At 39.6% G+C, this 22,965-nt stretch carries 19 protein-coding genes and 1 pseudogene; 16 read left to right on the top strand and 4 right to left on the bottom strand.

Translation table 11 applies throughout. The annotated features are described in order from the left end of the window. Positions 1 to 95: 95 nt before the first annotated feature. The 8 genes from NV349_RS07325 (at position 96) to NV349_RS07360 (ending at position 8,898) form a co-directional block, all read left to right on the top strand. Entirely contained in the window at positions 96 to 2,201 is a 2,106-nt protein-coding gene (locus NV349_RS07325; RefSeq protein ID WP_271912795.1) for a 5'-nucleotidase C-terminal domain-containing protein, read from the top strand. A 180-nt stretch (positions 2,202 to 2,381) separates the two neighbouring features. Then, the gene (gene dinG, locus NV349_RS07330; protein WP_271912797.1) at positions 2,382 to 5,153 is read left to right on the top strand and encodes an ATP-dependent DNA helicase DinG; all 2,772 of its coding nucleotides are present in this window, start codon (positions 2,382 to 2,384) and stop codon (positions 5,151 to 5,153) included. A 168-nt stretch (positions 5,154 to 5,321) separates the two neighbouring features. Further along, on the top strand, positions 5,322 to 5,444 hold the full coding sequence (locus NV349_RS07335; protein WP_271912799.1) for a hypothetical protein: 123 nt from the start codon (positions 5,322 to 5,324) through the stop codon (positions 5,442 to 5,444). Positions 5,445 to 5,618: 174 nt separating this feature from the next. After that, positions 5,619 to 6,386 (top strand): isocitrate lyase/PEP mutase family protein, encoded by a 768-nt coding sequence (locus NV349_RS07340; RefSeq protein WP_036125184.1) that lies wholly within the window; start codon positions 5,619 to 5,621, stop codon positions 6,384 to 6,386. Between the two features lie 25 nt (positions 6,387 to 6,411). Next, a complete protein-coding gene (locus NV349_RS07345; RefSeq protein ID WP_036125187.1) occupies positions 6,412 to 6,969 on the top strand; it encodes a bifunctional transcriptional activator/DNA repair enzyme AdaA in 558 nt (185 codons plus the stop codon). 14 nt (positions 6,970 to 6,983) lie between these two features. Then, complete coding sequence (locus NV349_RS07350; RefSeq protein ID WP_271912803.1) at positions 6,984 to 7,898, top strand: DNA-3-methyladenine glycosylase family protein; 915 nt, start codon at positions 6,984 to 6,986, stop codon at positions 7,896 to 7,898. After that, on the top strand, positions 7,885 to 8,370 hold the full coding sequence (locus NV349_RS07355) for a methylated-DNA--[protein]-cysteine S-methyltransferase (RefSeq protein ID WP_271912806.1): 486 nt from the start codon (positions 7,885 to 7,887) through the stop codon (positions 8,368 to 8,370). The genes NV349_RS07350 and NV349_RS07355 overlap by 14 nt, the downstream gene beginning before the upstream one ends. A 198-nt stretch (positions 8,371 to 8,568) precedes the next feature. Then, positions 8,569 to 8,898 (top strand): DUF378 domain-containing protein, encoded by a 330-nt coding sequence (locus NV349_RS07360; RefSeq protein ID WP_036125191.1) that lies wholly within the window; start codon positions 8,569 to 8,571, stop codon positions 8,896 to 8,898. Positions 8,899 to 9,005: 107 nt separating this feature from the next. On the opposite strand, the gene NV349_RS07365 is transcribed toward NV349_RS07360, so the two are convergent. Together NV349_RS07365 and NV349_RS07370 are read right to left on the bottom strand one after the other, a co-directional pair. Continuing rightward, the gene (locus NV349_RS07365; RefSeq protein ID WP_271912808.1) at positions 9,006 to 10,526 is read right to left on the bottom strand and encodes a CoA-acylating methylmalonate-semialdehyde dehydrogenase; all 1,521 of its coding nucleotides are present in this window, start codon (positions 10,524 to 10,526) and stop codon (positions 9,006 to 9,008) included. A gap of 13 nt (positions 10,527 to 10,539) precedes the next feature. Continuing rightward, positions 10,540 to 11,901, bottom strand: a complete 1,362-nt coding sequence (locus NV349_RS07370; RefSeq protein ID WP_271912810.1) for an aspartate aminotransferase family protein — start codon at positions 11,899 to 11,901, stop codon at positions 10,540 to 10,542. Positions 11,902 to 11,937: 36 nt separating this feature from the next. Here NV349_RS07370 and NV349_RS07375 point away from each other — a divergent pair, with 36 nt between their 5' ends. Next, on the top strand, positions 11,938 to 12,153 hold the full coding sequence (locus NV349_RS07375) for a hypothetical protein (RefSeq protein ID WP_036118696.1): 216 nt from the start codon (positions 11,938 to 11,940) through the stop codon (positions 12,151 to 12,153). Positions 12,154 to 12,272: 119 nt separating this feature from the next. On the opposite strand, the gene NV349_RS07380 is transcribed toward NV349_RS07375, so the two are convergent. Continuing rightward, a complete protein-coding gene (locus NV349_RS07380) occupies positions 12,273 to 13,442 on the bottom strand; it encodes a PucR family transcriptional regulator (protein ID WP_036118693.1) in 1,170 nt (389 codons plus the stop codon). 140 nt (positions 13,443 to 13,582) lie between these two features. On the opposite strand from NV349_RS07380, the gene NV349_RS07385 reads away from it, so the two are divergent. From NV349_RS07385 to NV349_RS07415, 7 genes and pseudogenes are all read left to right on the top strand, one after another. Continuing rightward, positions 13,583 to 14,827, top strand: a complete 1,245-nt coding sequence (locus NV349_RS07385) for a Zn-dependent hydrolase (RefSeq protein WP_271912812.1) — start codon at positions 13,583 to 13,585, stop codon at positions 14,825 to 14,827. Positions 14,828 to 14,871: 44 nt separating this feature from the next. Then, on the top strand, positions 14,872 to 16,275 hold the full coding sequence (gene hydA / locus NV349_RS07390; RefSeq protein WP_271912813.1) for a dihydropyrimidinase: 1,404 nt from the start codon (positions 14,872 to 14,874) through the stop codon (positions 16,273 to 16,275). Between the two features lie 99 nt (positions 16,276 to 16,374). Continuing rightward, on the top strand, positions 16,375 to 17,742 hold the full coding sequence (locus tag NV349_RS07395) for an NAD(P)-dependent oxidoreductase (RefSeq protein WP_089933262.1): 1,368 nt from the start codon (positions 16,375 to 16,377) through the stop codon (positions 17,740 to 17,742). Between the two features lie 352 nt (positions 17,743 to 18,094). Continuing rightward, entirely contained in the window at positions 18,095 to 19,357 is a 1,263-nt protein-coding gene (gene preA / locus NV349_RS07400) for an NAD-dependent dihydropyrimidine dehydrogenase subunit PreA (RefSeq protein ID WP_036118683.1), read from the top strand. Between the two features lie 138 nt (positions 19,358 to 19,495). Then, entirely contained in the window at positions 19,496 to 21,013 is a 1,518-nt protein-coding gene (locus tag NV349_RS07405; protein WP_036118680.1) for an NCS1 family transporter, read from the top strand. Between the two features lie 45 nt (positions 21,014 to 21,058). Then, entirely contained in the window at positions 21,059 to 21,268 is a 210-nt protein-coding gene (locus NV349_RS07410) for a hypothetical protein (RefSeq protein ID WP_016995612.1), read from the top strand. 204 nt (positions 21,269 to 21,472) lie between these two features. Next, positions 21,473 to 21,586, top strand: a pseudogene (locus NV349_RS07415) (IS200/IS605 family transposase); the annotation flags it as partial. 30 nt (positions 21,587 to 21,616) lie between these two features. Here the strand turns inward: NV349_RS07415 and NV349_RS07420 are convergent. Beyond that, positions 21,617 to 22,786 carry an FtsW/RodA/SpoVE family cell cycle protein gene (locus tag NV349_RS07420; RefSeq protein ID WP_271912815.1) on the bottom strand — a complete coding sequence of 390 codons (1,170 nt, stop codon included), beginning with the start codon at positions 22,784 to 22,786 and terminating at the stop codon, positions 21,617 to 21,619. Positions 22,787 to 22,965 lie beyond the last annotated feature (179 nt).

Raw genomic sequence — 22,965 nt, forward strand, 5'->3', positions numbered from 1 at the left:
TTGTAAAAAAATTCGAATGTTCTAGTATTTTGTGTCATATTTATGTAGAATTTAGTTGTTAGTACATCATTTTACTAGTGGAGGTATCATTTGTAATGGAAAATAAACGTAACAAATTTTTAACAGCAACTGCCGCAGCGTTAGCTGTAACAGCGGTAGCAGTAGCACCAGTATCGGCAGCAAGTCCTTTTTCAGATGTAAAAGAAAGTCATGCAGACTTTGATGGCATCGCTACTCTTTATGCAGCGGGGATTATTAGCGGATACCCAGATGGTACATTTAAACCTGATACAAATGTCACACGTGGACAGGCTGCTAAAATGATTGCAGGTGCCTTAAAGCTGGATACGAAAGATGTTGAGAATCCTAACTTTACGGATATTGGTGCATCCAATCCATATTATGGTTCCATTGCAGCGCTTGTAGAGCTAAAAGTTATTTCAGGCTATGGGGACAAAACATTCCGTCCAAACCAAACAATTACACATGGTGATTTAGCAAAAATCTTGTCGTCTATTCCAACATTACCAGAGCTAGAAAGTGTAAAAAACCATGCGGCTAGCGAAAATGTTACACGTGGACAGCTAGCAACTGTGATTGCAGAAGCCCTAACAAAATCAACGCCAGAAGATGGATTTACTTTATCAATTTTACATGTAAATGATACACACGCTCGTGCAAATGAACTACCTAAATTAGCAACAGCTGTAAAGGAGCAACGTGCAGCAAAGGAGAATGTTCTAACATTACATGCTGGTGATGCATTTAGCGGTACACTATACTTTAACGAATTCCATGGACAAGCAGACTTAGCATTATTAAATGAAATCGGCTTTGACGCCATGGTATTTGGTAACCACGAATTTGATTTAGGTTCATCACCTGAAGGCCATCAAGCACTAGTAGACTTTATTAAAGGTGCTAAATTCCCATTTGTGGATGCCAATACAGATTTCTCAGCAGATGACAAATTCACTGGTTTATTTACAGATTTAATTTCAAGTGAGCCTGAAAACGGTAAAATTTATTCAGGTATCGTGAAAGAAATCAATGGAGAAAAAGTAGGTATTTTCGGCTTAACGACAGAAGAAACGAAAGATATTGCTTCTCCAAACAAAGTGAAATTTACAAACTATATCGAGGAAGCGGAAAAAGCAGTGGCTGCCTTTGAAGGAATGGGCGTCAACAAAATTATCGCTTTAACACATATCGGTTATAACGATAACCCTAATGTGGATAATGATATTTTACTAGCACAAAACGTACCAGGCATTGATGTCATTGTTGGTGGTCATGATCATACAAAATTAGAGGAACCATTTGTAGTTGACACAAACACGGTTGGCGAAGCAAAAGATGCTACATTAATTGTACAAGCAAATGAGTATGTAAAATATTTAGGTACACTCGATGTAACATTTGATGGAGATGGTGTTGTCACAAAGTATAAAGGTGAATTAATTGACCTTGGTAAAGTAGCGGAAGATAAGAAATTAGTGAAGCTGCTTGCACCGTATAAAGCAAAAGTAGATGAAGTGAACAACAAAGAAATTGGTGTAACACTGAAAGAAGCATTAGCCAACCCTCGTTCAAGTGAAACTAGTTTTGAAAGTGTGCGTAGCAATGAAACAGCTCTAGGTAATATTATTACTGATGGTATGTTAGCAAAAGCACAAAAATTTACAGATAAAACAGTTGTAATGGCATTGCAAAACGGAGGAGGTATCCGAGAAGCAATTCCAGCAGGTAATATTACTGTTGGTCAGGTTATTACAGTCTTACCATTTGGTAATACATTAGCATTAATGGACGCAACTGGTGCTGAGCTAAAAGCTGCGTTTGAAGTATCATTGAAAAATGTACCGAATGAAAATGGTGGCTTCCTGCACATCGCTGGGGCAAAATTACAATATGATTCATCGAAAGAAGCAGGCTCACGTGTTGTATCTGTGGAGTACTTCGACAAAGCGACAGGTAAGTACGTTCCGTTGCAGGATGATAAACGGTATACAGTAGCAACGAATGCATACACGGCTAAAGGTGGAGATGGCTTTGATATGTTTGCGAAAGCATATGAAGAAGGTCGTGTTACAGATTTAGGCTTGTCTGACTGGGAAAACCTTCAAGAGCAATTACTATCCCTAAAAGAAGTGAAAACAACAACAGAAGGTCGTATTGTTGACCTAGCTAAAAAACAATAAACTTCTGATTGATTAGGTAAACAGGTAATCGTATTTTCTTTTACGCAACCTTAGGGGCTTCCTCTAAGGTTGCGTTTTTTGTATGGATGAAGTGGCTCACCGAAGGAGGAGAAAGGATGCCGTAAAGACAAATCTATGATAAAATTCAACTTATCTAATGTGAACTGTGAGTTGAGATGTATGATGGAAAGTCAAAAATATGCAATTGTAGATTTGGAGACAACTGGTCATTCACCAGCAAATGGAGACCGGATGATTCAAATCGCGATTGTTATTATGAAAGATTGGGAAATTGAGCGTACCTATACGAAGTTCATTAATCCAGGAAAAACCATTCCATCTTTCATTCAAGATTTAACGCATATCACGGATGAAGATGTTAAGGATGCCTTACCATTTGAGGCACATGCGGATTACATATATGAACTCTTAACTGATTGTGTGTTTGTCGCACATAATGCAGATTTTGACTTATCCTTTTTACAAGCAGAATTTAAACGTGCCGGACTATTGAAGTGGCAGGGTAAAAAAATGGATACGGTGGAGCTAGCTAAAATTTTGTTTCCGATGTCCCTCAGCTTTAAGCTAGGGGATTTAGCAGCAGATTTAAATATCGAGCTAGCCAATGCACATCGAGCAGACGACGATGCTCTTGCTACGGCAGAGCTATTCAAATATTGCTGGAAGGAGCTGTTAAATCTCCCACAGCTAACGCTAGAGCAGATGCACAAGCGTTCATTTCGCATGAAATCAAATATTGCTCAGCTTTTTTTCGAGGCATTACAAATTAAACGTCAGCATCTGACAGGTCATGAAAATGTGCATTATTACCGCAATTTTGCCATTTGTAATGGTCGTAATCAGCATGAGAATGAATCACAAACGATGGACTATCCGCAAACGGTGGATGAAAAAAAGGCATTCATGGCAAAGGCACTCCCAAATTTTGAGGTAAGACCTGCACAATTTGAGATGATGGACACGATTTGGCAGGCATTACATGAACAAAAAGAGTGTGTGATTGAAGCTTCTACAGGTATTGGCAAAACCGCTGGCTATTTACTTCCTGCGATTTTGTATGCACGAGCTGTCCATAAAAAGATAGCCATTAGCACCTATACTTCTCATCTACAGGAACAGCTTGTAGAGGAAGAGCTACCTAAGATTGAAAAAATTCTTGGGACAAAAGTGAATTTATGTGTGCTAAAGGGAATGCAACATTACATTGATCTGGAACGCTTTGAGCAATGTATGGCCCATGCTGATGAATCCTATGATGATACATTTACTATTTTACAAATACTTGTTTGGCTGACAAAAACAGAGACAGGTGTGTTAAGTGAGCTCAATGTTTCTGGTGGCGGCCAACTGTTTTTAGAGAAAATCCGCAAAATACCGAGTGACAAGCCTTCAAAGGGCTTTGATTTCTATGAACGAGCGTTAAAGAATAGCACTGTTGCGGACTGTATTGTGACGAATCATGCCATGGTATTGAGCGATTTAGTGCGTCAAACACCGCTCTTTACACAAATTGATGGCTGGATTATGGATGAGGCACATCAATTTATTCAGGCAGCAATGCAGCAAGATGAGGTTGTCTTCTCCTATACACAATGGAAGTATATTTTCGGCCAAATCGGCACGATGGAGGACAGTGCTTTATTTCAACAGTTTTGCCAGGCAGCAAAGAAAAAACAGCGAGTAGCTATGCAAAATTTACAGCGACTGGATGCACAATTTATCCGTCTACAACGAACATTTGATGAAACAATTCAGCAAGCGATTCAAAAAATGCAACAGCAAGTTAAAGGGAAGCAAACTGGTAGTAAATGTACCTTGTTTTTAGAGGATGTTTCATTGGCGAAAGAGCCATTTGCACTAGTCAGTAAACTGACACAGCAATGGTTGGATCTAGCTAGTGGAATTACGCAGGCTTTCGAAAATAATATCGAGCAATTAGATAAAAATGACCTTTTTGTATTGTCTGAATGGCAGTATTGGATTCGAGAAGTGAAAATAAAAATTGCAGAATGGGAAGATATTTTTCTCTCCCCGCAGGACGGCAATTCTGTTTGGTTAGAATTTGATGTACGAAGTGTTCCAGGCAGTCTCCATGTCTTTAAAAAGCCCGTCAATGTCACACCAATTATTGAACAAGTGTTAGCACCTCTACGTCAGCAAGCAAGTATTGTTTGGACATCAGGTACATTAACGGTACCTGGCAATGAACGTTTTATTACACGTCAGCTAGGCATCTCAAATGAAGTCAAAGTTATGAAACTACAAGCACCACCAGCCTATTATGCGGGCGCTAAGGCATTTATTGTAACTGATATGCCAGATATTCAGCATGTCAGCCAAGAAGAATACATTGAGGCTGTTGCCCATGCTATTACACGGACAGTTCGTATGACAGAGGGGCGTTGCTTTGTGCTCTTTACGGCACAGGATATGCTACGAAAAACGGTCGAGCTTATTCAAGATAGTGAGCTTTTAGATGACTATATGCTTTTTGCACAAGGTGTGACAGGCGGTAGCCGTATGCGCATTTTAAAATCATTCCAAAAATTTAGCCATGCCGTGCTTTTTGGCACAAATAGCTTTTGGGAGGGTGTGGATGTGCCAGGGGATGCCCTTGCCTCTGTCATTGTCGTACGCCTACCATTTTCTTCACCAGAAGAGCCCGTCTTTAAAGCGAGAGCAAAGCATCTAACAGCTCAAGGCCGTAATTCCTTTACAGAGCTTTCCTTACCAGAGGCCATTATGCGCTTTAAGCAAGGCTTTGGTCGATTAATTCGTTCTTCACAAGATAAAGGTGCGTTCATTGTACTAGATCGTCGTATTACTAGTAAGTCCTATGGAAAAGAGTTTATTAAGGCATTACCGCCCATCGACGTAAGGAAATTACAGCTACCCGAATTGTTAAAAGAACTAAATCATTGGCAAAAATAACAGTAACCCCTTTTAGCATAAGCTAGAAGGGGTTTTACTATTGTATTGAGGGGTTTGATAATATTATTTTGCTATCATAATCACTGTTGCTTATTTTTATTTTACACATAAAAAAAGGTTGGCGTTTCGAACAATCTCAGTAATATAGTTCATGACGATTTCCGTTGCTTGTTGAACATCTTAGCCATTATTGGGTTTATTACAGTGGTCATTTGGCAACGTGTAACGAAAGAAAAACGACAAGAGATTGCCTTCCAGCGTAAGCATGCAAAGGAACAGGTGCTTACTTAATGTAGTTTGATTTGAAATAACATGAAAAGACGTCAGGACAAAGCGATTGTTTTGGACGTCTTTTTTGTATGCTCCTATTGCGTCCAACAAGACCATAATAGCAAGATTGAGGACGAAATAAGTGGAGAATTCCTGATAATATGAGGTCAATCAAACAGTATGGAGGCTTTCGCTATGTCAAAAATTCAGGAATTCAATGATTTACATTGTGCACAAGAGCTGTTGTTTTTAGGAAATGCTTGGGATGTATTATCGGCATTAGCATTAGAAAAAGCAGGTTTTCAGGCGATTGGCACAACTAGCTGGGGTATAGCGAATTCATTAGGCTATGCTGACGGTGAATGGATAGACTTTCAACACCATCTAAATATTATTCAAGCTATTGCAGAGCAGGTGAACATCCCCGTATCTGCGGATATTGAAGCGGGGTATGGTCATGATGAACAAAGTATTATCGACAATGTGTTAAGAACAGCAGATGTTGGAGTAGCAGGAATTAACATCGAGGATTCCTTTAAAAAGCAAACTGGATTAAGAAATATAACAAAACACTGTCACCTGCTAGCAAATATGAGGGCAAGGCTAGATAATCATGGCTATAAAGATTTCTTTATTAATGCAAGAACAGATACGTATTTGCTGCTAATGCATCCGTTCGAGGAAACCATGATGAGAGCACAAGCTTATAGCGAGAGCGGAGCAAGTGGGGTCTTTATCCCAGGCTTAATAGATGTCAATGAAATAAGTGCTATCACAAGCAATGTGGATGCACCCATCAATCTTCTTTCTTTACCAGGATTAACAAATTGCCAACTATTAAAAGAATTAGGGGTAAGGCGTTTGAGCTTTGGCAATGCACTTTCAGATAAAATCATTGCCTATTTATCACAGCATGCTGCACAATTAGTAAAAGACCAAGATACTTCTTCTTTATATGTGTAATCTATGAAATCGAGGTGGTTCATTCGTGGACAATCCAATCAATTTATCCTTTGAGGAAAAGTGGGAAAAAATCATAGCATGTGATCAAACCTATGATGGGCTATTTTATACGGCAGTTAAAACCACTAAAATATATTGCCGTCCTTCCTGTAAATCAAGAAAACCGAAAAAGGTGAATGTTGAATTTTATGAAGATATTCAAGAAGTAGAAGCAGCCGGGTATCGTGCATGTAAACGTTGTCAGCCTGAAATCGAACATTCACCACATACCCAATTGATTAAAAATATTACAGCATTTATCATCAACGAGTATAAACAAAAGCTGACATTACAGGATATGGCGGCGCATGTCGGCATCAGTCCATTTCATCTTGAACGATTATTTAAACAAGAAACAGAAGAGACTCCCAGAACATATCTAGAAAAAATAAGAATTGATAAAGCTGCCCACTTATTAAAGCATACAGATGCTACAAATTTAGAAATTTGCTATGAAGTAGGATTTCAAAGTCCATCCAATTTTTATAAAGTTTTTCGACGGTTGAAAAATTGTTCACCTACACAATATCGACACCTTTCATAGAAAGGAGACCTATTATGAATTGGATAAATGCCGATTGTTATGTAGTCATCGAACCACCAAAAGAATTCAATTATATGGAATGTTTGCTGTTCTTAAAGCGCTCCAATCAAGAAAATTTGCATCATATAAAAAAGGACACACTCTTCAAATTATTAAAGATAAATGAACGGCTTATTTTATGTACCGTCACCGAGCAAGACAATAAAATAAAAGTATCCTTTCTGATGAATCAGCCAGCTGTCCATGAACGAGCAATCATCGTACAATATATAACAGAGTGGTTTGATTTAAACAGGAACTTGCAGGACTATTACCAGATGGCTGAACAGGATCCCATCTTATGTTCACTTACGAAAAAATATAGTGGATTACGTTTAATCGGAATTCCTGATTTATTTGAAGCACTGGTGTGGGCTATTATTGGACAACAAATCAATTTAACATTCGCTTATACGTTAAAAAAACGATTTGTAGAACATTTTGGAGAGCATGTTCACTTTAAGGGACAAAGCTACTGGCTCTTTCCGACACCAGAAAAAATAGCAGCCATTCAGGTAGAGGACTTGAGAAGCCTTCAATTTACATTGAGGAAATCAGAGTACATTATTGATATTGCGAAAAGTATAGCAAATGGTCAATTGACAAAAGGTTTATTGCGTCAAAAAGACGGCTACGAGGACATGAAACAAAGTTTAATGGCTATTCGAGGCATTGGTGCATGGACAGCCGACTATGTGTTGATGAAATGTTTACAAGAGCCATCTGCTTTCCCTATTGCAGATGTTGGATTGCATAATGCAATAAAAACACAATTAGCATTAGAGCGAAAACCAACGCTTGAGGAAATTCATCACTATGCGAAACATTGGCAAGGCTGGCAAGCTTATGCCACCTTTTATTTATGGAGGTCACTATATGAAACGGTATAAATTAGATTACAAATCGCCCATTGGAATTATTGAAATCGAAGGTAGTGAAACAGCTATTGATGGGATTAATTTTGCAGAGCGAGGGGAGATTGTCAATGTCCCTCAACGAGATACTCCTCAAGTGCTACTAACATGTGCTAAGCAATTGCATGAGTATTTTATTGGTGAACGTCATGCATTTTCATTTCCCTACACCTTTAAAGGTACTGATTTTCAGCAAGCAGTTTGGCATGCCTTACCTAGTATAGGCTATGGTGAAACAGCTTCTTATAAAGATATTGCAATGGCCATTAACAATGAAAAAGCTGTAAGAGCTGTCGGTAGTGCCAATGGCAAAAATAATATAAGCATTGTTGTTCCTTGCCATCGAATTATTGGCTCCAATGGAACGTTGACAGGGTATGGTGGCGGGATGTGGCGCAAAGAATGGCTACTTCAGCATGAGCAAACCTATAAAAATCCATCCAAGTAATGTTCGTTCATCGTCGTACCTTTCTTTGTGATAATAGCATCACTGCAATTCCATGCTGTATAAAAAAGTAGTTATTGCAAAAAATAAGACCGTCAAAATGGCGGTTTTAATGACTAGTCTTTGTCATTTTATCGCTTCTTATGACATCTCCCTGCTAAAAATTCAGCTTGGAGTAAAGACGATAAAGGAGGTGTACGCATGAGCGTGCTTTATAGAATTGCCTTAGTATTAGTCATTATAGGTGCAATCAACTGGGGACTCATTGGATTCTTTAGATTTGATTTAGTTGCTTATTTGTTTGGTGGACAAACTGCGGTCTTATCTCGATGGATATATGCCCTTGTTGGACTTGCGGGTCTAATCACCATACCAATTCTTGTGAAGCGATTTGAAGACGAGGATGATGTAGATACATTCACTCGTATGGACAGAAATCCTAGCTATGGCATGGAGGCTGGGGAGGAAGCGGATTTCACTGAAGTAACAAAGACAGAAGTGAAAAAAGTGGAGAAAAAAGAGAACGACTAATCAATCTGCAAAAACTGGTGACCCAATTTGGTTCGTCAGTTTTTTTAATAGAGCAAAAACATTCGCATGGCTCCTTTAAGAAGCAACACGAATGTTTATTTTAGTGATTAGTCTTGATTACTCGGAAAAGCAAAGGATGAGGTTACATCATTTCCTTGTTCCACCCATCTTTCTGATATGGTTTTCGTTTTTGTGAAGAAACGTACTTGGTCAGGGCCAAACATATGCCCTTCACCGAATCTTGAACGTTTCCAGCCACCGAAATTGTGATAGCCTACTGGAATAGGAATGGGCACGTTGACACCTACCATTCCAACTTCAATTTCAGTGGTAAATTTCCGAGCAGCCGCACCATTGTTTGTAAAGATTGTCACACCATTCCCTAATTCATGGGCATTAATAAGAGCAATTGCCTCATCCAATGTAGCTACTCGAACAATATTCCGTGCAGGTCCAAATACTTCTTGCTCATAAATTTCCATCCCAGGCTTTACGTGATCGAGTAGGGTAGGACCCAAGTAGAAACCATTCGATTGCTTGGCGATATTAGGATTTCTTCCATCACAGACAATTGTAGCACCTTCTTCCACGCTACGATCGATAAAACCAATAATGGCATCCTTGGACTGCTGTGTAATAACTGGTCCAAAATCGACTTCGGAGTCTGTATACGGACCCACTTTTAATTTGGCAATTTTATCAGCAAGAATACTGACTAATTTATTGGCTGTATCCTCACCTACAGGAATAATAGTTGAAATCGCCATACAACGCTGAGAGGCAGCTCCAAAGGCAGCACCTAGAAAGGCATTGGCAACGTGCTCTAAGTCAGCATCTGGCATAACCACCATATTATTTTTACCACCACCTAACGCTGTCACACGTTTCCCATGTTTAGAGGCTGTGGCATAAATAGCTTCTGCGACGGGTGTAGAGCCGACAAAGGAAATTGCTTCAATGGCTGGGTTGCATAACAGCTCATTGACAGCCTCTTTATCGCCATTAATGACAGTCCAGACACCATCTGGTAAACCAGCTTCTTTCCATAGCTCTGATAAAAATAGAGCGGAGCAAGGAACACGCTCTGATGGCTTTAAAATCACACAATTTCCTACGGCTATCGCCATGCTTGTAATGGCTAGTGGAACCATGGCAGGGAAATTAAATGGCGAGATAGCCGCCACTACGCCTAATGGTACTTTCATCGAATAGGCATTGATATGACCACCTACATTAACGGAATATTCACCTTTTAGTAGATGTGGGGCATTAATAGCTAAATCTACTGACTCTAAACCTCGTGTAATTTCGCCTTTTGCATCCTCCATTGTTTTGCCACTTTCAGTACAGATCATATCGATTAACTCATCCATATTTTCTGTTAATAGTTGGCGAAACTTTAGGACGATTTCTGCTCGTTTCCCAATAGATAAAGCACGCCAAGCTGGGAAGGCAGCTTTGGCAGCAGTAATCGCTTCCTGCACCTCCGCTGTTGTTGCTAAAGGAACACGAGCGATGACAGTGCCAGTACTTGGGTTGTAAACATCTGATAACTGGCCACTTTTCCCTAAAATCGTTTGTCCATTGATAAAATGACCTAGCTCTTTTATGTCAGTATTCGTTACCATCTAGCCATTCCTCCTACAGTTTAATAGATTGTAATGCCTGCACAAATTTTTCAATAATAAAATCTTTCTCATCTGAGGAGATAATCAGTGGCGGAGATAATGTCAATACATTATTGAAACCTGCAACGGTTACACCATTTTTCCCAATGATTAATCCGAGTTCCTTACATTGCGCAATCACTTTGTTTACAAGCGTAACATCGAGTGGTGTTTTGCTGTCTTTATCTTGAACAAGCTCAACGCCAATCAATAAGCCTTTCCCACGAATATCCCCAACATATGGATGTTCCTTTAATTGCTCCTGTAAGGTAGCCAGAAGTGTTGCTCCTAGCGAAGCGGACTGGGCAAATAAATCTTCCCGCTCCATTATTTCAATATTTTTTAGTGCTACGGCACATGCCGCTGGTGATCCACCGAATGTGTTGACATGGCGGAAAAAGTCATATTCCTCACTCCCTGCAAAAGCCTCATAAATTTCACGGCGAACAGCTGTAGCTGACAGAGGCATATAAGCACTTGTTAAGCCTTTCGCCATTGTCACAATATCAGGCTGGATGCCGTAATTTTGAAATCCAAAAGCTTTGCCAGTACGTCCAAAACCACAAATTACTTCATCGACAATAAGCAATGCACCATGCTTTTCACAAATAGTTTTGACCCCTTGTAAGTAATGGTCATGGGGCATAAGCACGCCACCACCAGTGATGATCGGCTCCATAATGATAGCTGCAATGGAATCGGACATTTCCCATGTCATAAGATGATCAATCGCTTGAACGGATGGTAATGCACAAGGGTCCTTACTTTTAATATGGTCTTCATTTGCACGATACGTGTCAGGCGGTGTGACATGAAGAAAACCAGGTGCCAGTGGCTCATATTTATATTTTCGCTGAGCTTGTCCAGTAGCTGCCAAAGCACCCATTGAGCTCCCATGATAGGCACGATAACGAGAGATAATTTTCGTTCGATTGGCATGACCTTTTTGTTGATGATATTGTCTAGCGATTTTGAAGGCAGCCTCATTTGCTTCAGAGCCACTATTGGAGAAAAAGACGACATAATCATCTTCTAAAAGCTCACTAATTTTTTCGCTTAATTTAATGGCAGGGATATGCCCTACAGATAATGGTGTATACGTATTTTCAAGCAATTGCTCATAGGCAACTTTGGCAATGTCCTCTCGTCCATAGCCAACATTCACACACCATAAACCAGCCATAGCATCTAAATAGCGTTTTCCTTCAATGTCGGTAATCCATGCTCCTTTAGACGATTGGACAATCATCGTTGCATTCGGATTGTATGGCTTCATAGAGTGCCAAACAAATTGTTCATCTTTCACTTGCCAATTTGGGCTTGTTACATTAGTCACGAAGCTTCACTCCCTCTGTATAGGTGGTTGAATAGCATGCATATGTTTGTATCAGATGTGGACAACGAAAATGCACAGTTGACCCCATTTGTACTTTATATGTATGCCTTAAGTGTTTTAGAAGGGGTATTTATCTTGATTGAACTGAAGATTTCCTCCTACACTGAGGGAGATGAGTGTTTGCAGTGGGTGTTCAATCAATCGCTGAAAGAAAAGAACACCGTCAAAAAACACCACGTTCTGTGGCAATGACGGTGTGACCAATATCATGTTGCCTCACAATCTCAGGAGGATGTCGCAAATTTTGTAGCCGAGTTTTTTTGAAAAAATAGCAGAAGTAAAAAGATTTAAAAATCAGATAATTAAGTAATCTACTGATGTGTTAAAACATCCTCAATTAAAAAAGCAATATACAGGTTAGTTTTCGTAAAGGGATTACTTAAGTCCATGTCCAATAGCATTTCGATTTTCTTTATTTTATAAAGAACCGTATTACGATGAATAAATTGACGTTCACTAATCCTACTTGTACTGCCATTTTCCTCAACAAATATGCGTAAAAAAGGAACGTAATCTGTGTTGTGCAATTCATCATAGCGATAAAGCTGTCCTAAAATATCCTGACTGAAAGACTTCATCAAGGGCTGATTTTGCACAGCCATAAGTATTTTATAGGCACCAATTTCTTGATATTTGTATAAGTAACGGTTGTTATGAAGCTGTGCTAAATGAATGACAGTTAATGACTCATCATAGCTTTTACGAGCATTTTCTAGCTCTTTATAATAGTTCCCTTTTCCGATAATAATATCTAAGAAACCGTTTTTTAAGGTGATTTTTTCATAGATTTCTTCCACGACTTTTGAGAAGGGTACATTCGGTGTTATGATTTGAGCTTTATCAATTAGAAAAATGAGGTGATTTTTATGCTTTAATTTTAAGAAGCGTTGATAGCGATTTTGAAAAGCGAATTGCATCATCACCTCATAACGGTCAATAGAGGCTTGGGTGCCAATGGTTGTGCAAGTAATGATCGCTAATTCTCTCCCGTGGGGAAATCCTAGCTGTGCTAGTTGATCTTTCATCGTGTTAGCGTTTTGTTTGTAGTGAAATAGTAGATTGAAAAGTACCTTTTCTTCGATGGAGAGCTCTTGATGATGGTTGGCAATAAATTGAAAAGTAGTTTTTAATAGATCGGCAATACGATAATTCCATGGCATTTGAAAAATAGGGAAATCATGTTGATTAGCGAAAGAGATGACGGCTTCAGGAATATCAGGAATGAAAGGCCCTGTATTAATGATAAAGCCAGCTACTTTTTTGGTGTAGGCTTGTTTGACAAGCTGTTCTAAGGAAGCTGCTTGTGCATCTAAATGAATGCCTGTTGTGACGACTAATTCATTAGGTCTACAAAACATGATTAAATCACTGCTCTCCACAACGTTAATACCAGTAACTCTGCGATACGTACCACTATGTCCAGCGACTAATGTGAGCATTGGGAATTGAACACCCTCTACAATTTTACGAATCGTCCCCATATTTACCCCCCTTAATTATGAACATAACTTACCATATATGATGTGCAGTTGCACATATTTTTTTAGTTTACTATCCATATCTCACAAGTTTTATTTATTTTAGAATGTTTAATAACTACTGTGAAAGAGAGGACTTGCATATGTATAAATGTAATAGTAGACGATTGCAAGAGTTAATTGAACAATTTAGTCAATTTGGAGCCACTGACAATGGTGGTGTCACACGTTTGTCTCTTTCGGATGAGGACGTTTTAGCAAGAAACTATTTTTGTAAGTGTTGTGAGGCGTTAGGTATGAACATTCAGGTAGATGATATGGGGAATATTTATGCCACGCTTCCTGGGAAAAAGAATGTGCCGCCCATCGTTATGGGTTCCCATCTAGATTCTGTTGAAAAAGGTGGGAGATTTGATGGCGTGTTAGGCGTACTAACAGCTATCGAGGCCATTCGAACAATAAAGGAAAATGACATTGAAGTGGATATTCCACTCATGATTGTCAATTTCACGAACGAAGAGGGGGCACGTTTTGATCCAGCCATGATGAGTTCAGGGGTCATCACCTCGAAGTTTGATAAAGAAAAAATGCTGCAATCCACAGATAAAAATGGCATTCGCTTTCAAGAAGCATTACAAGCAAGTGGCTATGAAGGAGAGCAGATCAATCGTCTAAAAGAAGCACTGGCTTATATTGAATTGCATATTGAGCAAGGGCCAGTATTAGAGACAAAACAACGTGAGATTGGTGTTGTTGAAGGTGTACTAGGCATGGTCTGCTACGAAATCACCATTACGGGGCAATCGAATCACGCAGGGACAACGCCAATGTCAATGCGCAAAGATCCGATGATTGTTGCATCGACGATCATGACAGAGCTCCATGAGCAATTAGGCAAGGTGGATAAACAGCTTGTGTTTACCTTTGGTCGTATGCATGTTTCTCCAAATATTCATACAGTCATCCCGAATAAGGTGACATTTACCATTGATTCCCGTCACCAAAAGCCAGAGGTCATGCAATTGGTTGAGGATATTCTCCATGCACTTCCAGAGACAGCAGGCGGATGCCATATTCAGCCTGTCAAGCTATGGGGAAGAGATACCGTGCATTTCGATAGCGCCATTTGCAATGAAGTAGAAAGAGCATGTCAAAGCTTTGGTTACTCAGCTCATCGTATGTTTAGCGGCGCTGGTCATGATGCACAGTATATGGCAAGTATGGTTCCTTCCGCGATGATTTTTGTCCCAAGTATCGAAGGCAAGAGTCATTGTGAAGAAGAGGAAACAACCTTTGAGGATTGTGCAAAGGGAGCAGATATTCTACTAGAAACGGTGTTAACGCTACAAACAAAGTTTAGTCTGGGCGAGACATATACACTGCATTAAACATCAAGGATTCTCTAATTTTGTGATGAAGGGTGAGGGGCACAATGAAAAAAATCATTAAAGGTGGACGAGTTGCAACTGCTGCTGACGTATTTGAGGCAGATATTTTAATTGATAACGGTAAAATTGTTCAGATTGGACAAAATTTAACGGATGCTAATGCTGAAATAATTGATGCAACAGGTAAGTACGTATTACCTGGTGGCATTGATCCCCATACGCATTTAGATATGCCATTCAATAATACGGTGACAGATGATGATTGGAAATCAGGTACAATTGCAGCGGCCTATGGTGGGACAACTACTATTTTAGATTTCTGTTTAACAGCTGGGGAAGAAAAATTGTCTACAGCGGTGGAGAAATGGCATGACAAGGCTAAAGGAAAGTCAGCTATTGATTATGGTTTCCACCTAATGATTGGCGACTTAACACCTGAAACGGAAGCTGAATTACCTAAGCTACTGGAGCAAGAGGGCATTACCTCTGTAAAAGTCTTTATGGCGTATGCAAAAGAATTCCAAGCAACAGATCGTACTTTATTTAAAGCCTTTAAAATCGCTAAAGATCTTGGTGCTGTGGTGATGGTACATTGTGAGAATGGCTCTGTTATTGATGAGCTGGTAGAAGAAGCTCGACGTGCTGGTCATAAGGAACCCATTTATCATGCACTGACTCGTCCAGCCGAATTAGAGGGAGAGGCAACAAAGCGTGCCATCGAATTAGCCCATATTGCTGGAGCAAAGCTCTATGTGGTGCATGTGACATGTAAAGAAGCAGTGGATGAAATTATTGCTGCTCGTGAAAAAGGCTATGACGTCTATGGTGAAACTTGTCCGCCATATTTAACACTCGATCAATCAGCCTTAGCACAGCCAGGCTTTGAGGGAGCCAAATATGTATGGTCGCCACCACTTCGTCCGAAGTATCATCAAGAGCATTTATGGCATGCATTAAAGGCGAAACAGCTTCAGACCATTGGCTCAGATCAATGCTCCTTTAGCTTTAAGGGCAAAAAGCAGCTAGGCTTAAATGATTTCTCGAAAATTCCAAATGGCGGGCCATTCATTGAAGATCGATTCAGTATTTTATATTCGGAGGGTGTAGCAAAGGGGAGAATTTCAATCCATGAATTTGTGGATATGATTTCTACTAGTGCGGCAAAAATATTTGGCTTATTCCCGCAAAAAGGAACGATTGCGATTGGTTCTGATGCGGATATCGTTATTTTTGACCCAGAGGCAAAACGCCAAATTTCGGCTAAAACGCATCATATGAATGTTGACTATAACCCATATGAAGGCTGGGAAGTGACAGGGGAGCCTGTTAGTGTCCTAGTCCGAGGGAAATATGTCATTAAAAATAAAGAATTTGTAGGCATACTTGGCAGTGGACAATACATTAAACGTCCATTAAGAACAGTAGTTGCGGAAGCGTTAAATATTTAGCTTCCTTCAGTAGACGACCGATTGTTTTGACTGGAGAACAAAACAATCGGTTTAGTAATTGATTCACGGAAAAAATGCTCACATGAGGGGGATGTGGAAATGGTTCCGATTCAAGAAAACGCGATGACCATACAGCTTAGACGTAATTTCATGGAATTAAAAGGAAAGATGACAAAGAATGAGGCTATTGAGGAAGCCAATCGTTGTCTATATTGCTATGACGCTCCATGTATTAAAGCCTGTCCAACAAGTATTCAAATCCCGAATTTCATAAAAAAAATTGCATCTGGTAATATGAAGGGTTCTGCTACGACTATATTAGAAGCAAATCCTATTGGTGCAAGCTGTGCGAGGGTTTGTCCAACAGAAGAACTATGTGAAGGGGCGTGTGTCTTAAATTCTTCAACAAAGCCAATTAAAATTGGTGAGTTACAGCGTTATGCAACGGATTGGGCAATGGAAACAAATGCCCAGCTATTCCAACCAGGCCAGCATAATGGACAGAAAGTAGCCATTATTGGAGCAGGCCCTGCTGGTTTATCGGCAGCACGTGAACTCAGCCGCTTAGGCTATCATGTAACGATTTATGAGGCGGAGGCAAAGGCTGGAGGTTTAGGTAGCTATGGCATTGTAGCGTTCCGTTTACCAAATGAAGTTGTAGATTGGGAAGTGGACCAAATTGAACAGCTCGGTGTGGACATTCAAACCAATACAGCTGTAGGTGTGGATATTACAGCAGCTGAAATTTTGGCGCAATATGACAGTGTGATATTAGCTGTCGGTATGGGGGCTGTGCCGAATCTGGGCATTAAAGGTGAAGAACTAGAAGGTGTACATGATGCCATTGACTTTGTGCGAAAAACAAAAATGGGACCGCTTACAAATGATATTGTAGGAAAACGAGTAGCTGTGATTGGAGCAGGAAATACAGCCATTGATGGTGCTACAAGTGCAGTGCGCTTAGGTGCTGACAATGTGCAAATTCTGTACAGAAGAACGCAAAAAGAAATGACAGCGTACAAATTTGAATATGAATTTGCTAAGCAGGATGGCGTGGAATTTAAATGGCTAACTGCACCGAAGAAAATTATTGGCAATGAAGCGGGCAAGGTGACAGGCATTGAATGTGTGAAAATGAAGCTTGGTGAGGCTGGTGCTGATGGGAGACAACGACCAGAAGAAGTTGAAGGCTCCAATTTTATCATCGAAGTGGATGCGGTGATTAAAGCCATTGGACAAACGCGTTTTGTATCGTTAATTGAAGCCTTTGGTTTAGCCCATACAAATGGGGTTGTCGATATTGATGAAACGACAATGCAAACGTCTCATGACAAAGTATTTGCTTGTGGAGATGTTGTCTTTGGTAATGGACAGGGGGAAGCGATGGTGGTGACCGCTGTACAACAAGGAAAAGATGCAGCATACAAGATTCATGAACGTTTAAGAAAACCAAGTGAGATTGCATAAAGTGAACCTTCAATCCGTGGAGGTTTTTCATCCTCCACGGATTGTTAGTTTCACCAATCGGGTTTTTACAGGCTGTTGATCCTTCATTTGAATACTTTAGCATTACTTTACATTGGGAAGTAGTGGACTTACAGCCTGTTAATACGGGATAAAGTGAACCTTCAATCCGTGGAGGTTTTTCATCCTCCACGGATTGTTCGTTTCACCAATCGGGTTTTTACAGGCTGTTGATTCAGCATTTGAATATTTGGGCATACCTTTACATTCTGAAGTCGGGGTCTTACAGCTTATACCTGATGCTATGCTTTCGGTACAAAATAGCTTGTTAATAAGGGATAGAGGGGGAACTTATATGGCTGACTTACGCATTAATTTAGCGGGTATCAAATCACCTAATCCATTTTGGCTAGCATCCGCACCACCAACGAATTCAGGTTATCAAGTACAGCGTGCATTTGAAGCAGGCTGGGGTGGTGCTGTTTGGAAAACATTGGGGGAACCAATTTTAAATGTGTCCTCTCGTTTTGCAGCAGTTAGTTTTAATGGTCAACGTGTCGCAGGTTTCAACAATATTGAGTTAATTACAGATCGACCATTAGAAGTAAATTTACAAGAAATATATGAGACGAAAAAGAGATTTCCGAATCATGCGATTATTGCCTCGTTAATGGTAGAGCCAAAGCAGGAAAAGTGGCATGAAATTGTGAAACGCGTAGAAGATGTGGGGGTTGATGGTCTTGAGCTTAACTTTGGTTGTCCACATGGGATGGCAGAACGAGGCATGGGTTCTGCCTCTGGTCAAGTCCCTGAGTTGGTGGAAAAACAAACGTACTGGGTAAAGGAAGCAGCGCGTACACCTGTTATTGTGAAGCTAACACCAAACATTACAGATATTACTGTAACGGCGGAGGCAGCGACAAGAGGTGGAGCAGATGCAGTTAGTATGATTAATACGATTAATAGTTTAGCAGGTGTCGATTTAGATTCGTGGAATACAGTACCTAATGTAGCTGGCAAAGGGGCACATGGTGGCTATTGTGGTCCAGCAGTTAAACCGATTGCCCTCAATATGGTTGCAGAATGTGCCCGTAATCCATTAGTCAATGTACCGATTTCGGGCATTGGTGGTATCTCGAACTGGCAAGATGCAGCAGAGTTTATTTTAATGGGTGCCACAGGCGTCCAAGTATGTACAGCAGCGATGCATCATGGTTTTAGTATTGTGGAGGATATGATTGATGGACTGAATAATTATTTAGATGATAAAGGCCTAGCTTCGGTCATGGATTTAGTAGGTCGCTCTGTGCAAAGATATTCAAGCTGGGGTGATTTGGATTTAAATTATAAAATTGTTGCAGAAATTAATAATGATGTTTGTATCAATTGTAATAAGTGCCATATTGCGTGCGAGGATACTTCCCATCAATGTATTGATCTCTATACAGAGGGTGATCGTCCAATGCTAAAGGTTCGTGAGGAAGACTGTGTCGGCTGTAACCTATGCTCCATTGTTTGTCCTGTCGACGGTGCCATTACAATGGTAGAACGTCCATCAACGATTCCGCCAATGACATGGAATGAACGTCAAGCCCTTCTGAGCAGTCTGTCAAAATAATGGCCTCTTTAGCTCAATACTGAATATAAGATAAAAGATGATTAAAATCGAAATTCCACCTTCCTTCAGCATTTGGTGGAGGAAGGCATAACTTCAAGTAGGTTGTCACGGAAATTAGAGAAAAAGGAGAGAAGTAGGATGGAACGTGAAGGGAATTATTTGAAATCCCCAGATTTACTTCCAGTGACACATCAACAAAGAAATATTGGAACATTTGGTTTTGCAGTGATTTGGATTGGCATGGCGATTGTTCTAGCGGCTTTTGCCATTGGTGGCTCAGCCATTATGAACTTATCACTACCAATGGTTATTGTAGCAACATTGGTAGGCTCTTGTTTAATCGGTGTCTTTATGACGTTAATTGGTGATATAGGAATTGAGCATGGGCTATCATTCCCAGTCTATATGCGTGCACCTTTTGGCACATTCGGTACACATATACCTTCCCTTGTACGTGGTGTCACAGCTGCTTGTTGGTTTGGTCTTAATACGTATTTCGGTGCTTTAGCGATAAATGGTATTTTAAATTTAATGTTTGGCTTTAATAATTGGTTTATCTGTTTCCTTGTATTTGCTGCTCTTCAACTTTTTAATACATCCCTAGGGATTAAATCCATTGAGCGCTTTGCTGATTTAGCAGCACCTGTCATTATTTTAATTTCTTGTTGGATGTACTACACATTAGCAGATAGTGCAACGTCACAAGGAAAAAATATTTGGACGTGGGTGGAAACCCCAACAACAGGCATTGCTGCTTTTACCGCTTTTATGGTAGTCGTGATGGCAAATATGGGCTTTTGGGCAACACTCGCAGCCGATATGCCTTCCCTATCTCGTTTCTTTAAGGCACCTAAAAATGAGCGAAATTGGTTTAAACGTAATAAAACACAGCTTGTTGGCTCATTAATTGTTATGCCAATTACCAATACATTCATTGTCGCAATTGGAGCAGTTTGTTATATGGCTGTTGCATCGGCTGATCCGATCAACGCCCTACAACAAAGTGCAAGCGGCTTTATTTTAGGTATTTTATTGTTGATGATTGTGTTAGCGCAATGGTCGACTAATACCTCTGCCAATGTTGTGCCAGCTGCGACGATTTTCTCTAATATTGGCGGTCCTAAAGTACCGTTTTGGGTAGGGGTTGTCATTGCAGGAATTATTGGTATTATTGCACAGCCTTGGAGCCTATTTGATGTGATGGTCAATGTCCTATTAATAATTGGCGGTATTTTAACGGCCATTGTAGGTATTTTATTTGCTGATTATTACCTAATTCGTAAACGCCGTGTTCATGTTAAAGAGCTTTATGAGTTAGATGGGCAATTTAAATATTATAAGGGCTTTAATATGGCCGGGTTAATTGCCTGGGTCATTGGGGGAGCGGTCGCGAATATTTTTGCAACTTATTCCTCTTTAGTAGGATTTGTTGTTGGAGCGGCTGTATATTATGTATTAGCGAAGTATTGGTGGTTTAAAAAGTATCCACAGGCGGAGCTAGAAGACCCGAGTGATGCCAAATATTTAGGCATTACAGTCGGGCATAATTTGGATGAACTATTTGGGCAACCAGCATCTGCTCCAACGTCGGCCCTAGAGGAGGAAGAACTTGTGGAGCAACCAGATCCTCTGTTAGAAATGAAGGGCGCCGAGTAAGATAGACTACATCAAGACATTTTCAAAAGAAGGTGAGGTGATGACATGTCTGAATTCCAACAAAGCACAGAGGAAATCCAAAAAGTAGATCATTATTTAGATAGTGGCTTTAAAATCAAATATGTCTACGAAAATTTAAGTGGGATGTTTGTAGAATTTGCTCGTCAGGAAGAAGTGACATTGTTGCAAATTCTGACAGCGGATGCACGTAAATACTTCTCTGCAAAATTACAAGAACAAACATTATTACAATAATGACCTACACTCTATTCCTTTCAATGAGATGGGAATAGAGTTTTTTGTATCTTTTGAAACGATGCGAGGGTTCCAAAGAGCTTCTAGCTATAGACAAGAAAAAAACCCTTTCGTACAATGAGGTCTGGTCAATCAACTTCGTACGAAAGGAAATCCAAATGGATTATAAAAGTTTAGCACACAACATGGAATTGTAAGTATTAAATCGTCTTTGCTCCCCAGTATAGAAGACAGATTATTTATGGGCAAATCAAAGCAGATATAGGTAAAGTTTTACGCCAGATGGTAAGCATAAGAAAGCTACTCCTGCTAGAAGCAGTAATACTAAAAGCTTATACATTTCATTACTTATTCTTTTGTTGCTTTAAACATATAGCCGCTATAAGATTTGTAGATAATCATCACAATACCCATTAGCATAAAATTTGATATTAGTGAACTTCCACCATAGCTTAAAAATGGCAGTGTCATACCAGTTACTGGTAGAAGCCCAATGGTCATACCAATATTTTGGGTAATTTGGAAGGCCAATAAGCTAGAAATTCCTGCACCCATCAGTGTCATAAATGGGTCTCTTGCTTGTACTGTAATAACAACAATACGGTAAATAACAAAAAATAAAAGTGCAATTATAAATGATCCTCCAATAAAGCCTAGCTCTTCGGCAATATTCGCAAAAATAAAATCAGTATGTTTCTCCACGACATAAACATTATTGTTCATGTATCCTTTCCCAGTAAACTCACCTGTACCAATTGCTAAAAACCCCTGCCTCGTTTGATAAGAAGAATCTGGATATTCATATGGCTGTAACCAACCATGAATTCGAGAAATTTGATGCCCTGATAATTTATTTAAAATTTTATCTGTAAAAAAATCGTGGGATTTTATATATAAAAGTACCACAACACTAATAATTGATAGAGGGACGGCTGTAAAGATGACAAGCAATTTTCTTTGTATACCTGAAAAGAAAATCATTGGTAAAATCATCGACATATAAAGCATGACCATGCCTGTATCAGGTTGCTTGTAAACGGCGAGCATCGGTGGAAGAGATATAATAGCAATTATGAAGAGAAGCCTCATATCCGTGAAAAAGGTAGGACGTTCGTATTTCTCTCGATGTGCGACGATAACCTTGCTGACAACGATTAAAAAGGCGAACTTTAAAAACTCTGACGGCTGAAATGATCCTAGCAAAGGAATTTGGTACCAGCGCTTCGCCTCGTTTATAGTTCTAGCTATACTTTCAGGTGCAATGAATAAGCTAAATGTTAATAACACCATTATCCAATAAAACGGCCAGCCAATTTTTTTAAGCTGTTCAATATCAAGTATGGCTATCCCATACATAGTTAAAAATCCGATTATGTAATAAATAAACTGCTTTATAATAAATGAGCTTGAATACTGTTCGAACACCGTACTACTGGAATGGACAAAGAGACAACTAATCATACCTAGTAGCATCAAGCTAATTACTAAACTTTTATCCAATTTATTGAAATGTAACATTCAAATATCTCCCCTTTGTTAGAAGCAACTATTAACGATAACGATTGGTAACTATGGAAGGTTGCGACATAACGGGGTAATAAATTTGACTTCAGATTATTTTGCTTAACTATTCATCCAATTTCCACAAAAATAGAACAAGTGATTTCTAGCTATATACTTTAATTATTGGTGATATA

Source organism: Lysinibacillus sp. OF-1, from assembly GCF_028356935.1.
Taxonomy (GTDB): Bacteria; Bacillota; Bacilli; order Bacillales_A; family Planococcaceae; genus Lysinibacillus; species Lysinibacillus fusiformis_D.